The organism is Sphingobium cyanobacteriorum (assembly GCF_030580935.1).
GTDB lineage: Bacteria > Pseudomonadota > Alphaproteobacteria > Sphingomonadales > Sphingomonadaceae > Sphingobium > Sphingobium cyanobacteriorum.
Genome location: NZ_JAUQOM010000013.1, coordinates 36,831 through 54,797, shown reverse-complemented (window position 1 = coordinate 54,797; position 17,967 = coordinate 36,831). Strand labels below are relative to the sequence as shown.

The 17,967-nt window shown below is 65.8% G+C and carries 15 protein-coding genes; 4 read left to right on the top strand and 11 right to left on the bottom strand.

Features of this window, described 5'->3' with window-relative positions; translation table 11 throughout:
- Positions 1 to 6: 6 nt before the first annotated feature.
- Together Q4610_RS18050 and Q4610_RS18045 are read right to left on the bottom strand one after the other, a co-directional pair.
- Positions 7 to 753, bottom strand: a complete 747-nt coding sequence (locus Q4610_RS18050) for a molybdopterin-binding protein (protein ID WP_304537333.1) — start codon at positions 751 to 753, stop codon at positions 7 to 9.
- A complete protein-coding gene (locus Q4610_RS18045) occupies positions 750 to 1,466 on the bottom strand; it encodes a cytochrome b/b6 domain-containing protein (protein ID WP_304537332.1) in 717 nt (238 codons plus the stop codon). Before Q4610_RS18045 ends, Q4610_RS18050 begins: the two co-directional genes overlap by 4 nt.
- 379 nt (positions 1,467 to 1,845) lie before the next feature.
- Here Q4610_RS18045 and Q4610_RS18040 point away from each other — a divergent pair, with 379 nt between their 5' ends.
- Positions 1,846 to 2,355, top strand: coding sequence for an outer membrane protein (locus Q4610_RS18040; RefSeq protein ID WP_304537331.1), 510 nt, complete (start codon positions 1,846 to 1,848; stop codon positions 2,353 to 2,355).
- Positions 2,356 to 2,410: 55 nt separating this feature from the next.
- Here the strand turns inward: Q4610_RS18040 and Q4610_RS18035 are convergent, their stop codons facing one another.
- The 3 genes from Q4610_RS18035 to Q4610_RS18025 all read right to left on the bottom strand — a co-directional run bounded on the left by Q4610_RS18035 (position 2,411) and on the right by Q4610_RS18025 (position 4,724).
- On the bottom strand, positions 2,411 to 2,833 hold the full coding sequence (locus Q4610_RS18035) for a hypothetical protein (protein ID WP_304537330.1): 423 nt from the start codon (positions 2,831 to 2,833) through the stop codon (positions 2,411 to 2,413).
- An 86-nt stretch (positions 2,834 to 2,919) separates the two neighbouring features.
- Entirely contained in the window at positions 2,920 to 4,179 is a 1,260-nt protein-coding gene (gene rlmN / locus Q4610_RS18030; RefSeq protein WP_304537329.1) for a dual-specificity RNA methyltransferase RlmN, read from the bottom strand.
- A gap of 47 nt (positions 4,180 to 4,226) precedes the next feature.
- Positions 4,227 to 4,724 carry an invasion associated locus B family protein gene (locus tag Q4610_RS18025; RefSeq protein ID WP_304537354.1) on the bottom strand — a complete coding sequence of 166 codons (498 nt, stop codon included), beginning with the start codon at positions 4,722 to 4,724 and terminating at the stop codon, positions 4,227 to 4,229.
- 172 nt (positions 4,725 to 4,896) lie between these two features.
- On the opposite strand from Q4610_RS18025, the gene dnaN reads away from it, so the two are divergent.
- Entirely contained in the window at positions 4,897 to 6,009 is a 1,113-nt protein-coding gene (dnaN, locus tag Q4610_RS18020; protein ID WP_304537328.1) for a DNA polymerase III subunit beta, read from the top strand.
- A 79-nt stretch (positions 6,010 to 6,088) separates the two neighbouring features.
- Positions 6,089 to 8,701: an EAL domain-containing protein gene (locus Q4610_RS18015; RefSeq protein ID WP_304537353.1), complete on the top strand. Its 2,613-nt coding sequence runs from the start codon at positions 6,089 to 6,091 to the stop codon at positions 8,699 to 8,701.
- Positions 8,702 to 8,951: 250 nt separating this feature from the next.
- Here Q4610_RS18015 and Q4610_RS18010 read toward each other — a convergent pair whose 3' ends face one another.
- The 3 genes from Q4610_RS18010 to Q4610_RS18000 form a co-directional block, all read right to left on the bottom strand.
- Complete coding sequence (locus Q4610_RS18010; protein ID WP_304537327.1) at positions 8,952 to 9,374, bottom strand: response regulator; 423 nt, start codon at positions 9,372 to 9,374, stop codon at positions 8,952 to 8,954.
- 74 nt (positions 9,375 to 9,448) lie between these two features.
- A complete protein-coding gene (locus tag Q4610_RS18005; RefSeq protein WP_304537326.1) occupies positions 9,449 to 12,259 on the bottom strand; it encodes a TonB-dependent receptor in 2,811 nt (936 codons plus the stop codon).
- A gap of 126 nt (positions 12,260 to 12,385) precedes the next feature.
- Entirely contained in the window at positions 12,386 to 13,090 is a 705-nt protein-coding gene (locus Q4610_RS18000) for a 2OG-Fe(II) oxygenase (protein ID WP_304537352.1), read from the bottom strand.
- 196 nt (positions 13,091 to 13,286) lie between these two features.
- Between Q4610_RS18000 and pip the strand changes: the two genes are divergently transcribed.
- Positions 13,287 to 14,225, top strand: a complete 939-nt coding sequence (gene pip / locus Q4610_RS17995; protein ID WP_304537325.1) for a prolyl aminopeptidase — start codon at positions 13,287 to 13,289, stop codon at positions 14,223 to 14,225.
- Here the strand turns inward: pip and Q4610_RS17990 are convergent.
- The 3 genes from Q4610_RS17990 to Q4610_RS17980 are packed head-to-tail and all read right to left on the bottom strand — an operon-like array spanning position 14,222 to position 17,925.
- The gene (locus tag Q4610_RS17990) at positions 14,222 to 14,764 is read right to left on the bottom strand and encodes a SixA phosphatase family protein (RefSeq protein ID WP_304537324.1); all 543 of its coding nucleotides are present in this window, start codon (positions 14,762 to 14,764) and stop codon (positions 14,222 to 14,224) included. The two genes, pip and Q4610_RS17990, sit on opposite strands and share 4 nt — an antisense overlap.
- Positions 14,761 to 17,514, bottom strand: coding sequence for an ATP-dependent DNA helicase (locus tag Q4610_RS17985; RefSeq protein WP_304537323.1), 2,754 nt, complete (start codon positions 17,512 to 17,514; stop codon positions 14,761 to 14,763). Before Q4610_RS17985 ends, Q4610_RS17990 begins: the two co-directional genes overlap by 4 nt.
- Before the next feature lie 51 nt (positions 17,515 to 17,565).
- Complete coding sequence (locus tag Q4610_RS17980) at positions 17,566 to 17,925, bottom strand: PilZ domain-containing protein (protein ID WP_304537322.1); 360 nt, start codon at positions 17,923 to 17,925, stop codon at positions 17,566 to 17,568.
- Positions 17,926 to 17,967 lie beyond the last annotated feature (42 nt).

Genomic DNA, 17,967 nt, shown 5'->3' with positions numbered 1-17,967 from the left:
CGGGCGTCAAATACCTGCATACCAGTCATAATTGGCATGGTCTTCCCAATAGCCGCCCTTGCCCCCGGCGATGTGAGCCAGACTGTCCACCGCCTCGATCCGCATCAGATATTTGGCCTGTTTATAGCCCAGTTGCCGTTCGACCCGCAGCCGCAGCGGCGCGCCATTGGCGACGCCGAGCGGCCGGTCGTTGAGCGCGAAGGCAAGGATGGTCTGGGGATGGAAGGCGTCGAGAAGGTCGATGCTCTCATAATAGGGTTTGCCGCTGCCCATCATATCGGCGCAGTGGAACACGAGATAGCGGGCGGTGCCGCGCAGCCCCGCGCCCTCCAGGATGGTCCGCAGCGGCACGCCGCGCCATTTGCCGATCGCGCTCCAGCCCTCGACACAGTCATGGCGGGTGATCTGTTCGCGATGGGGCAAGGCGCGCAACTGTGACAGCGATAGTGACAGCTCGCGCGTGACCAGTCCGTCGACCCGCAGCCGCCAGTCGGCAAAGCCCCCGCGCCACAGCGCCTTGTAGGCTGGCGTATTGGGATTGGACGTGCCGTTGGCGCGGAAGATCGGGGAAATCTGATCCGGTCGAAATTCCCGCGCCAGCGCGTCGCGCGCCATCAGGCTGCGCTGCGCCCATTGATGAAAATTTTCGGCGGAAAACAGCGCCTCGCGCACGCTGTCGGTGCGCGCCAGCCGGTCGCAGCCCGCCAGCGTCGCGCCCGCGCCCAGCAACAGGTGGCGGCGGGTCAGGATCATGGCCGGTCCTCCGGCACGCGATAGCGGCCGCTGATCATCGAGCGTACCTCGTTCACCGGCCCGGCCAGGATCACCATGATGATGTGGACCAGGAAGAAGGCGGCCAGCGCGAAGGCGGCGATGAAGTGGATCGACCGCGCCGACTGCCGCCCGCCGAACAGGTCGACCAGCCAGGGCCAGGCCGCGTTCATGCCGGGCGACATGGTGAGGCCGGTCAGGATGAGAAGCGGCAACACTATGAAGATGACGCCGATATAGCTCGCTTTCTGGAGCACATTATAGCGCAGCGCGGCTTCGCCGGTGGGAAAGCGCAGCCGGGCATGGTCCTTGATGTCCTGCCAGACATGGCGCGGGGCCAGGTCGCCGCGGCGGAAGGCCAGGTCGCGGGCGACATGGCGGTTGGCCAGGCTCCAGACCATATAGGCCAGCAGCGCGAAGGCGAAGACCGGCGCGGCGGCGAGGTGCCAGTGGCGCGACATCGACAGATTATAGCGGGCGGGCAGCGTGATCCAGCCGGAAAACCGTTCCAGCGTCAGCCAGGCAGGGTCCAGGTTCGCGCCATAATGCCCCCAATAGAGCCGGGGATGGGCGTTGAAAATGCCCAGCCCGCTGGTGAACAGGATGTAGAGCAGCAGGGCGTTCAGCCAATGCCACAGCCGGGTAGAGAGGCGATGGCGCACCACCACGCCTGCATTGTCGCGCCGGCTGTCCATGGCGACGATCCTATCCTATTTTTGTCGCCCGTCCATAGGGGCCATGTCGTTGGCCGCATGGGCGGGGCGCGGGACGATCGGGCACTGGCCCATGTCATGGCAGGCTGTGCCGATGCGCGGGCCGGACAGGGGGATGGTGCCTATTTGCAACACAAGCCCCGAAATTGATTGGAATAACGGCTAAGCCTCTTTGCAAATCAATCTGACGATCCTAGATGGCGGCTGCGTGATCTTGATGCAGATCACGCTCTTCATCTCCTGACAATGGAGGGAAGATTGCAGGAGCCTTTGTGAGAATAAGTTCATAATTGCTTTGCATCGTACATGAACGCCGGATGAATGTCTAAGTTACGGCGTCAAGATAAAAAATGAGGACTATATGAAAACTGTGATTTTCGCAGCCATTGCTGCTGCAACCGCTGTTTCCGCTCCTGCTTTCGCTCAGGACGCTGCGCCCTTCACCGGGCCGCGCGCGGGCGTGACGCTGGGCTATGACAAGATCGGCGGCGAAGAAGGCTTCTCCTACGGCGTCAGCGCCGGTTATGACCTCGCGCTCGCGCCGCAGATCGTTGCTGGCGTGGAAGTCAGCCTGGGCGACAGCACCGTCGACGACAGCGGCCTGGATGTCAGCCGTGACATCGCCGCTTCGCTGCGCGCCGGTTATGTCGTGACCCCGCGCGTTCTGGCCTTCGGCAAGGTCGGCTATGCGTCGACCCGTTTCGAAGTCGCCGGCGACGGCGCGGGCCTGGAAGGCGTGCGTTATGGCGGCGGTCTGGAATTCGCCGCGACCCCGACCACTTATATCTCGGCCGAATATCAGCGCACCGAATATGAGCAGAATATCGGTGGCCGCGATGCCGCTGTGGTCGGCATCGGCTTCCGTTTCTGATCCCTCTCAAAAGATCAGTTCAGGGAAGGGCGGTCCTGCAAAGGGCCGCCCTTTTCTATGCGGGCAATGGCGTCAGGTCGGGTGCGACCCATGTTCGCCGGGCCAGCGGCGCCATCACTGTGGCGCGGGACCAGTAAGTGAACAGCCAGTCCTTGTCGCCCAATGGCGATGCCATCAGCGCGGCATAGGCTGCGGCCGGCGTCACGTCGGCGGGCAATCCCGCGATCAGGTGGCGCGCCATGTGCAGTGACGCCTGGGTGATCGTTTCATGATAGCCGTTCGTGTCGTTGTTCACGCCGCCGACGCTTTCATTATAACGGCGGATCATGCCGGGCATGTCGCGTTCGGGTGTCAGGTCCGGGCGCCTGATTATCAGCCACAATGCCGTCGCGAAATGCGCGCCATGGGTCCAGCATGGCTTGGGCAGCGTGCAGGCGCAAAAGTCCTGTGCCAGCCTGTCGATATCGTCATCGGTCATGCGTCTTTACCCCCTGAAAAGAAAAGCCCCGCCGTTACGGGCGGGGCTTGTCGTCTTGGCGCCATGCGCCGCCTGTCGTCCCGCCATTATCCGAGCGCGGCTTGCTTTTCCTCGGCCAGGCGCTTCATTTCCGCCTTGCTCTTCTTCTCGCTCGCCGACTTGAGCTGCCCGCAGGCCGCCATGATGTCGCGCCCGCGCGGGGTGCGCACCGGCGCGCTGATGCCGCCTTCGAACACGATGGAACTGAACGCACGAATCCGCTCCGGCGTCGAACATTCATAGTCGGTGCCCGGCCAGGGGTTGAACGGGATCAGGTTGACCTTGGCCGGCAGCTTGTATTTGCGGATCAGGCGGACCAGTTCGCGTGCATCCTCGTCGCTGTCATTCTTGTCGCGGATCATCACATATTCAAATGTGATGCGCCGGGCATTGTTCGCCTTGGGATAATCGGCGCAGGCCTGGAGCAGTTCCTCGATCCCATATTTGCGGTTCAAGGGCACCAGTTCGTCGCGCACTTCCTTGGTCACGCCATGGAGCGAGACGGCCAGGTTCACGCCGATCTCCTCGGCCGCGCGGGCCATCATCGGCACCACGCCGGAGGTCGACAGGGTGATGCGCCGCTTCGACAGGGCGAGGCCGTCGCCGTCCATGACCAGCTTCAGCGCGTCGCGGACATGATCGAAATTATAGAGCGGCTCGCCCATGCCCATCATCACGATGTTGGTCAGCATCCGTCCGTCGGCCGTGTAATGCGACGAATCCTCGTCCTCATCGTCATGGGCCGACGCCATGCTCCCCTTGGGCCATTCGCCCAGCGCATCGCGCGCCAGCATCACCTGCCCCACGATCTCGCCCGGTGTCAGGTTGCGCACCAGCCGCATCGTGCCGGTGTGGCAGAAGCTGCAATTGAGCGTGCAGCCGACCTGGCTCGACACGCATAGCGTGCCGCGGTCCGCATCGGGGATGAACACCATCTCATAATCCTGGCCATCGTCCGACCGCAGCAGCCATTTGCGCGTGCCGTCGTTCGATACCTGCGCCTCCACCACCTGCGGCCGACCGACGACGAAGCGGTCCGCCATCCAGCCGCGCATCGGCTTGGCGAGATCGGTCATCGCCTCGAAATCGGTGACGCCGCGATGATAGAGCCAGTGGAATAGCTGCTTGGCGCGCAGCTTTGCCGCCTTCACGTCCAGCCCGGCTTCCTCCAGCACGGCTTTGATCTGCGGACGCGACAGGCCCATCAGGTCGGTGCGCCCGTCTTCACGGGGCGTCACCGCGCGCGGCACGGGCACAGGGTCGATAGGGCCGGGAATCGGCATGAGCGGGCTGGCGGCTGATTGCATGGCCGCGCCCCTAGCCGATTTTTGCGGATTTTTAAAGGCGTGTCGCGTCACCGCAACCGCGCGCATCCCAAGGCTGCCGCGTCGATTGCCGTCGCCGCCCCGCGCAGGGCGTAATTGTCGGCGAAGCCGCGCCCGTCCGCGCCGATGCTGGCGACGCTCATGCTGCTGGCGGATCGCATCGCCGCGATGATCTGCGCGTCGCCACGCGCGTCCGCCGCCCATCCGTCCATCTGCCCCGCGACCAGGGCAAAGCGGCGCTCGCCCACGACCAGCGTGACCGGCGCCTGGGCCGCGCGCGCACGGCTCAGGCGGACATGCACTTGCCCGCGCACCCGCTGGCGCGGCCAGGTGCCGACCGATGCGAAGCCCCTGGGCGCCTGCCCGCGCCGCACCACTGGCTGGGCGATGGCGTAGCAGCGTGGCCCCTTCTGCCCTGCGCCATCCCGGAACGCGCCCCAGCTTTCGAAAATGCCCAGCGAATCGCGGGCCTGCGCGGGCGTCGCGACGACGATCGACAGGATCAGCAGGGCAAAGGTGCGGCGCATCCTGCGGGCAAAGCCCATGCCGTCCCCATTTGCAACCCCGCCCCGTTACGAAAGCGCGACGCGACGCTTGCCCAAGCCGTAACAGCGGTTATGAAGAAGTATCCATCATTGTCGCCGGGATTCGACCGAACCTCCGGCTATCGGCTTAAAAAGAAACGGACAGAACAGGGACATGAAGGCCACCATCGAACGCGCGACGCTGTTGAAGAGCCTGAGCCACGTCCAGTCGGTGGTCGAGCGCAGAAACACGATTCCCATTCTGTCCAATGTGCTGATCGAGGCGTCGGCCGATGGCGCGATCAAGCTGATGGCGACCGACCTTGACCTTCAGGTGGTCGAAAGCGTGGCGGCCCAGGTCGAACAGCCCGGCGCGACCACCATTTCCGCCCACACCCTGTTCGACATCGCCCGCAAGCTGCCGGAAGGCAGTCAGGTGTCTTTGCAGGCGGCCGAAGGCAAGATGCTGATCCAGGCGGGCCGCGCCCGCTTCAACCTGTCGACCCTGCCGCGCGACGATTTCCCGGTGATCGCCGAAGGCGACCTGCCGACCCGGTTCGAACTGCCGGCCGAAACCTTGAAGCAGATCATCGACAAGACCCGCTTCGCCATCTCGACCGAAGAGACGCGCTATTATCTGAACGGCATCTATTTTCACGTCACCGATGACGGCCAGCCGGTGCTCAAGGCGGCGGCGACCGATGGCCACCGCCTCGCCCGCGTCACCGTGCCCCGCCCCGACGGTGCGGAAGGGATGCCCGGCATCATCATTCCGCGCAAATGTATCGGTGAACTGCGCAAGCTGCTCGACGAAGTGGACGGCTCGGTCCAGATCAGCCTGTCCGCCAGCAAGATCCGTTTCGGGCTGGGCAGCGCGATCCTGACCAGCAAGCTGATCGACGGCACTTTCCCCGATTATAGCCGCGTCATCCCGACCGCCAACGACAAGTTGCTCAAGATCGATCCGCGCAGTTTCGAGGATGGCGTGGATCGTGTCGCCACCATCGCCACGGAAAAGACCCGTGCGGTCAAGATGAGCCTGGACAAGGACAAGATCACCCTGTCCGTCACCAGCCCCGAAAACGGCACGGCGGCGGAGGAAGTGTCTGGCGCTTTTCAGGGCGAAGGCTTCGATATCGGCTTCAATGCCCGCTATCTGCTGGACATATTGGGCCAGATCGACAGCGACCTGGTCGAGCTGCATCTGGCCGACGCGGCCGCACCGACTCTGATTCGGGAAAATGACGACAGCCCGGCGCTCTATGTATTGATGCCGATGCGCGTCTGACTGTTGATGGCGCGCGATAGTCGCGCCGTTGCGGACAGGAAGTAATTCTTCGGCAAGGACTATGCATTATGTACGCGGCATGTCCCTGCTGCGCGCATCCCTGTCCGATAATCCTTCCCGTTCGATGACCCTGATGGTCGCACTTGGCTTGTCGGAAAGCGGGACCGAGGTGTCCGCTTCCTGGATTTCGGGCGCTTTCGTCCATATCGCACGCCTCTGGCCACTCATCCTGCTGGCCAAGATCTGCGTCCTGCTGCTCCTGAACCTGCCCATCTTTTCCGGCGACAGTGACAAGGCCGGCCTGCTGGCGGTGATGCTGCTGATTGACGGCATGTTGATGCTGGTTCCGCGCTGGCAACTGTTTCAGCGGCGGTTGCCGCATATACAGAACTGGCTGATGCTGCCGATGGTGTTCCTGTCGGCCCTGACCTTCAGCCTGTGGCTCAGTCATGAACCCAGGGCGGCGACCGATTCGCTGTTTCTGGCCGCCGTGCCGGAACTGGCGGTGGCGTTGCTGGCGGTGTGCATCTTCGGTGATCGGCGCTTGCTGGGGATCAGCTATTTTCTGGGCGCTTTGCTGGTGTCGGTGGCCGAAAAGGCCGGCCTGATGCAGATCGGCCTGATGGTCAGTTGCGTCATCGTCATGTTGATCGCGACATTGCGCCAGGCGACGGCCGATCGCGACCAGGCGATTGCCCGGCACAGCCAGGACCTGCGCGCCCAGCGATCCGACCGGCTGTTGCAGGAACATGAGCGCACCGGCCGCGGCTGGTTCTGGGAAACCGACCGGCAGGGTTGCCTGACCTATATTTCCGATACGCTGGCGCAGTCGCTGAACCTGTCCGCCGACGCGCTGATTGGCCGCATGATAACCGAAATCGTGCGGCAGGGTGACAAGAAGCAGGGCGATGGCGAGCGGACACTGGGTTTTCACCTGTCGGCGCGCACCGGCTTTTCCGACATCGCGGTGTGTGCCGCCCTGGTCAGGGAAGAACGCTGGTGGTCGATTTCCGGCCAGCCGGTGTTCAATGAATATGGCCAGTTTCACGGCTTTCGCGGGTCGGGCACCGACCTGACCGAAATGCGCCGCAGCCAGGCGGAAGTCACCCGCCTGGCCCAGTTCGATTCGCTCACCGGCCTGGCCAACCGCATCCAGATGCTGCGCTCGCTGGAGCAGGCGGTCGCAGACCGTCATGGCAAGCCGGGCGAATGCACGCTGATGATGCTGGATCTGGACCGCTTCAAGACCGTCAACGACACGCTGGGCCATCCCGCCGGAGACGCGCTGCTGCGGCAGGTCAGCCAGCGATTGCAGCGCGTGGTCGGCGAAAAGGGGCTGGTCGGGCGACAAGGCGGCGACGAGTTCAAGATATTGTTGCCCGGCCGGCATGATCAGACCGCGCTCGCCCATCTGGCGCAGGCGATCATCAGCGCGGTGTCGCAGCCCTATACGATCGAGGGTACAGGGGTCGTCATCGGCGTGTCGATCGGCCTGTCCATCTGTCCGCAGGACGGCGTCACCGCCGACGCGCTGATCCGCAACGCCGACCTTGCCCTCTACGCGGCCAAGGGCAATGGCCGGGGCGTCCATCGCTTCTATTCGTCCGACATGCACGCCGATGCGGAGGATCGCCGCCAGTTGGAGGAGGATTTGCGCCGGGCGCTGGCCGCCGATGGGCTGCACCTCGTCTATCAGCCGGTGGTGTCGTCCAACACCGAGCAGATCACAGGCTATGAAGCGCTGCTGCGCTGGAAGCATCCGGTGCGCGGTCCGATTTCGCCGGCGCTGTTCATCCCGATCGCGGAAGATACCGGGCTGATCGGGCAGATCGGCGAATGGGTGTTGCGCACCGCCTGTCGCGATGCGGCGCAATGGCCGGAAGCGATCCGGGTCGCGGTCAATGTCTCGCCGACCCAGTTTGCCAATCCGGGCTTTCCCTCCACCGTCATGAACGCACTGGCCGCCGCCCAGCTCACGCCTGAACGGCTGGAACTGGAGATCACCGAAAGCGTGTTCCTCAACGACAGCGACGGCACGGACATGATGTTCTCGCGGCTCAAGGCGATCGGCGTCCGGCTGGCGCTCGATGATTTCGGCACCGGCTACAGTTCGCTTGGCTATCTGAAGAAAGCGCCGTTCGACAAGATCAAGATCGACCAGAGCTTCGTGCGCGGCGCATCGATCAAGGGCAGCCGCAACAGCGCCATCATCAAGGCGATCGTCAGCCTGGCCGAGGCACTGGGCATGGACACCACTGCGGAAGGGGCGGAGACGCAGGACGAACTGGAACTGATCCGCCAACTGGGGTGCAGCCATATCCAGGGCTATATCTATGGCCGGCCGATGCCGTTCGAGGATGTGATCGTCCGCCACCGCAGCACCGGAACGGCGGCGTCCGCCAATGGCTTCAAGTCCAGCCGGCCGGAACGCAAGACGATGCTGCGCACGATCACCGTCCATCATGACGGCCATGTCTATACCGGGCGTATCCGCAATATTTCGGCGACCGGCGCTCTGGTCGAGGGGTTGTGGAACGTGCCCGAAGGGACATTGTTCGCGATCGAACTGGGCGAGAGCCAGTTCGTCAACGCCACCGCCCGCTGGTCAAAGGACGATCGCATGGGCGTGGAATTCGCCAGTGCGATCGACATGGCCACATTGCGCAGCCCGCCCCGGTCGCTGACGGGCTAAAGGGCGCACGCGGTCGCGCTGCGCCTCCACCGCCTTTGCAAGGGGCTGGGAAGGGGGCCGTCGCTTCTCTGCCGCGGGATGCGTCGATTGACCCACGCCGTCCTTGCGCGCGCAGCGCGGCAAAACTGCGTCATCAAACTCTGGCCCAATATGGGGTGTGGCCGTTTGCCGTCATTATCCCTGCCTTGCAGGCATGAAAAAAGGGAGGCAGTTGCCTGCCTCCCTCTTCTCCCGTCCCCACGGATCACAATCAGGCCGCGATCGCGACCTGTTCCTGCTCAGCCGGCGCCAGACCGCGCCCGACTTCCCGGATCAGCGCGACGAAGCGTTTCGCCTCGCGCACGATCATCGCCTTGTTGAAACAGGCGGCCGCACCCCGGTCCATCGCGTCGGCTGTGATCTGTGCGCCTTCGCGCACCAGGCTGGACAGCATGATGACGGGGCATGGCTCCATGTCCATGATCTCGTCCAGGATCGTCATGCCGTCCTTGCCGGGCATGGCGATGTCCAGCGTCACGACATCGGGCCGTTCCAGCCGGATCATGTCCAGCGCTTCCTCGCCATTGCGGGCGATGCCGACCACCTCGATCCGGCGGTCGCGTTCCAGCAGCGTTTCGATCATCGCGCGGATGGTCAGTGAATCATCGACCACCACGATTCTGACAGGTTTCATCTTCATCTTCCCCAACCGTTACGCAGCTTCATAACGGCCGGGGAACGACAGGCTTTAATGTAGCTAATGCGAATTTAACTACGCGCCCGATTGCCGGGTGTCGGGGGCGTGAAGAGCAGCTTGCGGAAACTGATCGACACGGTGCGGCCCTGTGGGTCGAGATAGCCCGGCTGATAGCGCAACGGCGTCGCGCCGGTGGCGTCGCTCACGTCGCGGCGCTGGTTGAAGATATTGTCGATGCCGACCGAAATCCGCGACCCGCGCAGGAAGGGCATATTCTTCACCAGCCGGGGCATCTGCCCCAGATTGGCGAACAGGCGCAGGTTCGCGGTGGCAAGGCTGCCAAAGTCGAGCCGCGAATTGCCGCCTAGCGCGCCATCGACACGGGTGCCGCTTTCCCAGTCGACGCCCAGCCGCGCACCGATGCCGTTGTTCATATAGCCGACCCGCGCCTCCACCTCATGCCGGGGCTGGCCGCCCGATGATCCGGTGGCGTCGCCATTGAGCAGGTCGAGCGGGGCCACGCCCGGCGCGATCAGGATATTTTCGGTGAAATGCCAGGTGTGATAGAGGCTGAAACTCAGCCGCCCGCCGCCCTGACCGCCGGGACCACCCCCGAAACCGCCGCCCGGACCGCCAAAGCCGCCACCCGGACGGCCGCGGCCGGGACCGGCATGGTCGCCACCGGGGCCGCCTGCCGGTGGAGGACCGCCCGGCGGCGGACCCCCGCCCGGTCGCTGCGGCCGGTTGCGCTGGAAAGCGGCGCGGATATCGTCCAGCTCCCTGGGCCGGTCCTCCGGTTTGGCGCCGGCCGCGCGCCATGCCTCGATCACCTTCTGGATGTGGGATTTGAGGCTGAAGGACAGGTCGAAGCCCCAGCGCAACTGTTCGCTTTGCGATGACAGGAAATTGACCGGCCGGGCGTCGATCTGAATCAGATTGCCGTCCTCGTCACGCAGGAAGCGTTGCGGGAAGGCCGCTTCCAGCGCCGGAGTGGGCGATGGGAAGGCGGCGATCGGGTTGCGCGTCCGGCTGTTGAGATAGGTGGCGGTCAGGGTCAGGTTCTGCTTTTCGAACGGCCTGACCGTCGCGCTCAAACGGAACTGGTCGCGCACGCTTTCCTTGAGGCGTGCATTGCCGCCCGTCAATTGGGTGACGAACACGCTCTGGCCGGCGGCATAGTCGAATATGGACAGGTTGGGCGTGGAAATGAGCGGATCGGTGATCTGCGTGCCGGTCGGGGCGGCACGGTCCTGATTGGCGGAAACGAGGATCTGCACCGCGCTTGCCGGCTGCCAGCGCAGGCCATAGCCCAGGGTCGACAGCGTGCCGAAGTCCGAATAATGCTGTGCGGCGGCGTTCAGGTTGACGCCGATGTCGCCGACCCCGCCCAGCACGCCTCTGGACCGGCTGGTGAGCGGCAGGTCGAGGCTGACCTGGCCGCTGCCGATCTCCCGGCTATAATTTGCGCCGCTTGCCATGCCGGCCCGCAGCGACCGGCTTTCAAAGCCGTTCGCCGATGCGCCCAGCCGGATCGATGTCATCACCTTGCCCGCCGGCAGGTCGAACAGCGCGCCGCTCAGCAACAGGTCGCCCTGCACCGCCCGGCTTTCCGCGCGCGCCCGGTCGATAAAGCGGCTGGACAGCAGGGCGGCGGAAAAATCGCCATAGGGATTGACGCTGCTGTCCCCCGCATCGATCGCGCTCTGGATCGCGCCGCTGTCCACCCCGCGATCGGTGCGGGTGCGGGTGATCGACAGGTCGCCATTGCCGGTGAAGGACCAGAGCCAGCCTTCACCCAGCCGTCCGTTCAGCGTGACGCCGACATGGCCGGTGGTGCCGCGAATGCGCTGCCCCAGCGCGCCGCCCTGCGCCAGATAGCGGTAGAGCGTCACGTCATTGGCGAAGGGCGAGAAGGGGCTGCCGCCGGGCAGGCCCAGCGCCGCCTGCGACAGACCTTGCAGCGAATCGCTGTCGGACAGTTCCAGCCGGCCGTTGATCGTCGCCGACACCCCGCCCAGCGCGCGCGCCAGCGTGGCGTTGACGGCAAAATTCTCGGTCGCCGGGCTGAGCGTGCGATAACGGCTGATGTCGCTGATATCGGCGATGTTCGCACCGGCGGCGAAATCGGCCAGCGTCGGTGCGGTCGTGCGCGCGCTGCCGGGGACGCTGGCGACCGTCACGCTCTGGCCGGCGAGCGCCGACAGCGCCGGGTCGATCTCGCCACCCTGGGTCGCGGCGGTGACGTTGCCGGCGAGCGAATAGGGGCGACTGGCGGCGGTCGAGGTGATGCCGCGCTGGCTTTCGAGCAGGTGCGCGGCGCGGCTATATTCCAGGTTCAGGGTGAAGCGATTATCCCCCCGGATGCGCAGCAGGCTGGCTTCGATCTCGCCATTGTCGCGTCCGCCCTGGGTCGTCGTGCCCAGCTTCGCCTGTCCCGTCTCGGCGCGGAACCGCTCGCGCAGGACGATGTTCATCACCTTCTGCGTCGGCGCATAGCCATAGGAGAGCGCGACCTGTTCGGGCAAAATGTCGACCCGCTGGATCGCCTCGGTCGGGAGGTCCTGAATTTCCGAAAAGCTGGAAATGCGCTTGCCGTTGAGCAGGATGACCGGCGTGCCGTTCGTCTGCGGCGACAATTCACTGACCAGTTCGGCGATGGAGGCGACACCCAGCGCGCGCACATCGGCGGGCGACAATATCTGTTCGGGCTGGATATTGCCCATGACCGATCCGCGCTGCGGCTGGCCGGTGACGATGATTTCCTCGCCCTCGTCCACCTGCTGCGCGCCGGTGGCGGGCTGGGGCTGCACTTGCGCCATCAGCGCGCCGGGCGCTGCGGTCAGGAAAAAAGGCAACAGACAGACGGATGCGGATCGACGCACGAAAATACCCCCACAAATCGGAACCTTGATGGCCGGATTAGCCGCCATATGTCGCAAATATCTGGCAATGACCGGACAATCTTGTCGCAAAATGTAATGGGGCGCCTGAACGCAGGCTGGCCGTGCCTATGTCGCGTCGTGAAATATGATGCCCAGCGTGTAGCGCTCGCCCGACAACAGCCGGCTGACGCCGTGGCGCATCTGTACCCGGTGGACGCCGCGCGCGCCCGTCACCGGCCGGTCGCGCACCGGGAAGATCACGGCGTCGCCCTGGGCCAGCGGCACCACCTCCGCCCGCGACTGCATCCGGGGGCGCTGCTCGGTCAGGACGAAGGCGCCGCCGGTAAAATCGTGCTCCGGCCGCGACAGCAGGATCGCCGCCTGTAACGGGAAGATATGCGGGCCATAGACATCCTGATGCAGGGCATTCCAGTCCCCGGCTTCGTAGCGCAGCAGCAGCGGGGTCGGCTTGTCCTGCCCGCCCAGCGCGCAGCGCGCGAGGAAATCGGCATGGCGGGCCGGGTATATGTCACCCGTCCCCAGCATCTCCATCCAGCGATTGGCGATATCCGCCAGTGCGGGCCAAAGCGTGTCGCGCAGCGCCGCGACGGCATCGGGCAACGGATAGGCGAAATAGCGATAGCGCCCGCTGCCATAGCCATGGCGCGCCATCACCACCTCCTTGCGGAAGGCGGCGGGATCGTCCCACAGCGCGATGATCGCGGCGCACTGGTCGGGGGACAGCAGGGCGGGGAGGCGCGCCGCGCCATGGCGGTCGATGTCGGTCAGGTCCATGGCGGTGAAGATGGCGATCAAGCGCCCCGTCGTCATCCCGTGGCTTGCGGTCAAATCCGTCTCGCTGGCCGCAGGGCGCGGCATGATCGGGCGCGGCATGATCAGGCGCGGCAGGGCATGGGAAAAACGCACATGATGCAGCCCCTCCGGTAGGCGGTGATCCTGCGCCGCCGGACGATGATCGCCTCTTCAAGGCGCTGGTCGAACGCGGCGAGGCTGCTAAAAGAATGGCATGCGCACGCTTTATCCCCCGATCGCCCCCCATGCCTCCGGCCATCTCGATGTTGGCGACGGCCACCATGTCTATTGGGAACGGTCCGGCACGCCCGGCGCCAAGCCGGCGGTGTTCCTGCATGGCGGGCCGGGCGGGGGCATATCGCCCGATCATCGCCGGCTGTTCGATCCGGCGCGCTACGATGTGCTGCTGTTCGACCAGCGCGGCTGCGGCCGGTCGACGCCGCATGCGAATCTGGACGCCAACACGACCTGGGATCTCGTCGCCGATATCGAACGGTTGCGGATGATGATGGGGGTCGACCGATGGCTGGTGTTTGGCGGGAGCTGGGGATCGACGCTGGCGCTGGCCTATGCCCAGACCCATGTGGATCGTGTCAGCGAACTGGTGCTGCGCGGCATCTTCACCATCCGGCAGAGCGAGATCGACTGGTATTATCAGGAGGGTGCCAGCCGCATCTATCCCGACAAATGGGAACGGTTCGTCGCGCCGATCGCGGAGGCCGAGCGGGACGACATGGTCGCTGCCTATCGCCGCATCCTGACTGGCGAGGATCGTGCCGCCAGACAAGCCGCCGCCCGCGCCTGGAGCCTGTGGGAAGGCGAGACGATCCGCCTGCTGCCCGATCCGGCGCTGTCGGCGACCCATGATGCCGATGATTTCGCGCTGGCCTTCGCGCGCATCGAAAATCATTATTTCGTGCATCGTGGCTGGCTGGAGGATGGGCAGTTGATCCGCGACGCCGGCAAGCTCGCGGCCATCCCCGGCGTCATCGTCCAGGGCCGCTACGACATGGCCTGCCCGGCGGAAACCGCCTGGGCGCTGCACCGCGCCTGGCCGCAGGCGCACTTCGAAATGATCGAGGGCGCGGGCCACGCCTATAACGAACCGGGCATATTGGACGCGCTGATCCGCGCGACCGATGGTTTTGCCTAGCGCGTGCCCGGCCCCAGCGCCGGGTCCAGGTCGCGCGGGCGGGTGAAGCTGGCCAGCGTCGCGACATTCTCGCGCGCTTCATCCCAGCGGTCGATCGCCAGGTCGAGCACGGCAAGGCTCGCCGTCGGGAATTTCACTTCCACATCCTCGCGCAGCGGATTGACGCCATCGTCGGGAACAAGGTCCAGGATCAGTTCCTCAAACCCCGGATTATGCCCGGCCATCAGCACATGGTCGGCGCTGTCGGGGAAATCGCGCACCACGTCGAACAGCGTGGGGGAGGAAGCGAGATAGATGCGCCGGTCCCAGCGCGCGTCGAGCGTGTCGCCATAGCCTGTAAAGAAGGTTTCCAGCGTCTGCACGACACGCACGGCGGGGGAGGCGACCAGCAGGTCGAAACGCATCGCGCGCTTGGCGGCATATTCGCCCATCAACAGCGCGGCCTTTTCGCCGCGACGGTTCAGCGGCCGGTCGAAATCGCGCGCGACCGGATCGTCCCAGTCCGACTTGGCGTGGCGCAACAGGGTCAGCCGCTTCATTGTGTCTCCCGGTGGGGCAGGCCCGATTCGATCCCCTGATGCCCCAAAGCGGTCCCTGCGCCAAGACTTTGCTCGCGCGCCTGCACGCTGACCGCGATGATCGCCTCGTCCAGCGTCAGGCGGCGGATCGGGGTTCCGGGCGGAAAGGCGCTCAGCAACCGGCTGGGCATGGCGGCGGACAGGATGACGAATTGCCCCCTGTCCTCCGCCCGCCGGATCAGCCGGCCGAATGCCTGCGCCAGCCGCGCGCGGATCAGCCGGTCGTCATAGGCATTGCCGCCGCCTGCCAGCCGGCGCGCGGCGTGCAGCACGGTGGGCTTGGACCAGGGCACCCCTTCCATCACCACCAGCCGCAGCGAATGGCCGGGCACGTCCACGCCATCCCGTAATGCATCGGTGCCCAGCAGCGATGCGCGTGGATCGTCGCGGAAGATGTCGACCAGCGTGCCGGTATCCATCGGGTCGACATGCTGGGCGTAAAGCGGCAGCCCGCCGCGCGCCAGCCGGTCGGCGATGCGGGCATGGACGGCGCGCAGCCGCCGGATCGCGGTGAACAGCCCCAGCGTCCCGCCGCCCGCCGCCTCGATCAGCCGGGCATAGGCACCCGACAGCGCGGCAATGTCACCGCGCTTGATGTCGGTGACGATCAGCACCTCTGCGCGGCCCGGATAGTCGAACGGGCTGGTCGCTTCGAACCGCTCGGCGCCATGGGGCAGATGGGTCGCGCCGCTGCGCTGTTCCGCATTGTCCCATTCGCCGCCGCCCTTCAGCGTCGCCGACGTGATGAGCACGCCCTGCGCGGGCTTCAGCACGGTTTCGGCCAGTGGCCGTGTCGGGTCGAGCCAGTGGCGATGCAGCCCGATGTCATATTCGCGCCCCTCGACCCGGTCGACCGTCATCCAGTCGACATAGTCGGGGTCCGCCGGTCCGCCGATCCGCGCCAGCAGCGCCAGCCAGGCCGCGATCAGGTCGCGTCGCCAGCCAAGCGAGGCCACCGCGCCCTCGATCCGCGCCCGTGCCGCGCCGTCCAGCCAGTCGGGCGCATCCTCGATCACCGCCTCCAGCCGGCGGGCAAGGCGCACCAGCGGCTTGATGAGGGCGTCGAGCGCGATCGCGGCCTCCTGCGCCGCCTCCACCAGCGCGCCATCGGGTTCGGCCAGTTCGGTTTCCAGGCCATAGCCGGCGTCGGCCTCGCCCGCCGCTTCGGCGCGGGTATAGACGGTGCCGCGCACCGCCGCGAGCAAGGCTTCCAGCGGCCCGAACGGCTCGCCCGCGACCACGCGCTTGAGCCATTCGTCTGCGGGAAGCGCCTGCGCCGCGTCGACCGCCGCCCGGATCGCCTGACCGCCTTCCTCGTCATAGCTGGCAAGGTCGGAGAGCCGCGCCGCCAGCCCCCGTCTGCGCCCGCGCGATCCGCCCTCCGGTCCGATGATCCAGCGGCGCAGCTCGATCGCCTCCTGCCCCGACAGCGCGACGGAAAAGGTCGAATCGGCCGCATCGAACAGGTGATGCCCTTCGTCGAACACGATCCGCTGGGGCCGCTGGCCGGTTTCCCGCCCGCGCGCGGCGTTGATCATCACCAGCGCATGGTTGGCGATGACGATGTCGGCGTCGGCGCTGGCGCGGGCAGACCGCTCGATGAAGCATTTGCGATAATGCGGGCAGCCCGCATAAATGCATTCGCCGCGCCGGTCGGTCAGCGCGGTGGAGCCGTTGCGGCGGAACAGGGTCGGCAGCCAGCCGGGCAGGTCGCCGCCCACCATGTCGCCATCCTTGCTGAACGCCGCCCAGCGCGCGACCAGTTGCGCCAGGATCGCCGCGCGCCCGGCAAAGCCACCTTGTAGCGCATCCTCCAGATTGAGCAGGCAGAGATAATTTTCCCGCCCCTTGCGCACCACCACCCGCTTCGCCGCCACCGCCGGATCGGGGAAGAGGCGCAGCGATTCGCGGTCGAGTTGCCGTTGCAGCGCCTTGGTGTAGGTCGATACCCAGACCGTGCCCTGCGCTTCCCCGGCCCAGAGCGATGCCGGGGCCAGATAGCCCAATGTCTTGCCGATGCCGGTGCCGGCTTCCGCCAGCAGCATGTTGGGCTGGTCGCGATAGCGGCGCGGGGTGAAGGCGGCGGTGGCGGCCGCGGCATAGGCGCGCTGGCCGGGCCGCGCTTCGGCGCCTGCGCCGGTCAGCGCGTCGAGCCGGGCGAGCACCTGATCGTCCTTCAGGCTGATGGTGCGCGGGGCGGGACGGGGCTGCGCCTCCTCCCATTCGGGCAATTTGGTGAAAAGCCAGCGTTCCGCCTCACGCGGGCGGGCGATGCGCGGCGCAACCAGCGGCGACCAGGGCCAGCGCAGCCGGTGCAGCGACTGCGCCGCTGTCCAGCCGCCCTCGCGCTCGGTCCAGTCGGGCGCTTCCAGCCGCGCCAGCAGCAGCGCAGCGCCCTGTTGCAGCAAGGCGGGGATGTCGCCCTCATTGCCCGGCGCGGGCAGGCCCAGCGCCTCCGCCAGCCCCTTGGGCGTGGGCACCAGGAAGCGGGCGGGGTGGAGAAAGGCCCAGAGTTCGAGCAGGTCGAGGCCGTTCAGTTCGGGGTAGCCCAGCCTTTGCCCGGTCAGCGGCGCGTTGAGCAGCAGCACCGGCGTTTCGGCGGCGCGGGCGATCGCCTGTCCCTTGGCCAAAGCCTGGGTGCGGTCGCCTTCGCGCAGCCAGATGCCGCCATGGCTGGCGTGGAGCGCGGGCAGGGTGGCGGGATCGATCACCTGTCCGGCTTAGGCGAACAGGAACAAAAGGAAAACCTGTTTCAGACCTGTTCAGTCGATGCGGCGTCCAAAACCGCCGCCTGCCACCGCCGCGCCAAAGCGTGGATGAAAAGCGGCCGGTGCGCGTTTGGCGGCGCGCGCCAGGTCGAGCCGTTCATAGAGCGGACCATCATTCAGTTCATAGGGGAAGCGAATGCCCATGCGGTCCTCTTCCGACCATTGCACCGTGCCGAAGGTGATATGACCGTCCAGGTCGATCTGGCATTGCGAACGGGCGGGCAGCGAACAGCCCACGACCTGCGCGCCACCTTCGCTCAGGTCGACGATCGTGCCTTCCAGGCTGTCCAGCACCGTCGTCACCACGATGGGAATGTCCACGACAATGCGTTCGCGGCTGCGCTTTATCTGCATATATCGCCTCCAATCCCTGATATTATCGGCGGTCAGGGTTAA

Bases quoted from the DNA above. Each gene is read 5' to 3' on its own strand.
- Q4610_RS18050 (WP_304537333.1), bottom strand. From the start codon at position 753: ATGATCCTGACCCGCCGCCACCTGTTGCTGGGCGCGGGCGCGACGCTG.
- Q4610_RS18045 (WP_304537332.1), bottom strand. From the start codon at position 1,466: ATGGACAGCCGGCGCGACAATGCAGGCGTGGTGGTGCGCCATCGCCTC.
- Q4610_RS18040 (WP_304537331.1), top strand. From the start codon at position 1,846: ATGAAAACTGTGATTTTCGCAGCCATTGCTGCTGCAACCGCTGTTTCC.
- Q4610_RS18035 (WP_304537330.1), bottom strand. From the start codon at position 2,833: ATGACCGATGACGATATCGACAGGCTGGCACAGGACTTTTGCGCCTGC.
- rlmN (WP_304537329.1), bottom strand. From the start codon at position 4,179: ATGCAATCAGCCGCCAGCCCGCTCATGCCGATTCCCGGCCCTATCGAC.
- Q4610_RS18025 (WP_304537354.1), bottom strand. From the start codon at position 4,724: ATGCGCCGCACCTTTGCCCTGCTGATCCTGTCGATCGTCGTCGCGACG.
- dnaN (WP_304537328.1), top strand. From the start codon at position 4,897: ATGAAGGCCACCATCGAACGCGCGACGCTGTTGAAGAGCCTGAGCCAC.
- Q4610_RS18015 (WP_304537353.1), top strand. From the start codon at position 6,089: ATGTCCCTGCTGCGCGCATCCCTGTCCGATAATCCTTCCCGTTCGATG.
- Q4610_RS18010 (WP_304537327.1), bottom strand. From the start codon at position 9,374: ATGAAACCTGTCAGAATCGTGGTGGTCGATGATTCACTGACCATCCGC.
- Q4610_RS18000 (WP_304537352.1), bottom strand. From the start codon at position 13,090: ATGACGACGGGGCGCTTGATCGCCATCTTCACCGCCATGGACCTGACC.
- pip (WP_304537325.1), top strand. From the start codon at position 13,287: ATGCGCACGCTTTATCCCCCGATCGCCCCCCATGCCTCCGGCCATCTC.
- Q4610_RS17990 (WP_304537324.1), bottom strand. From the start codon at position 14,764: ATGAAGCGGCTGACCCTGTTGCGCCACGCCAAGTCGGACTGGGACGAT.
- Q4610_RS17980 (WP_304537322.1), bottom strand. From the start codon at position 17,925: ATGCAGATAAAGCGCAGCCGCGAACGCATTGTCGTGGACATTCCCATC.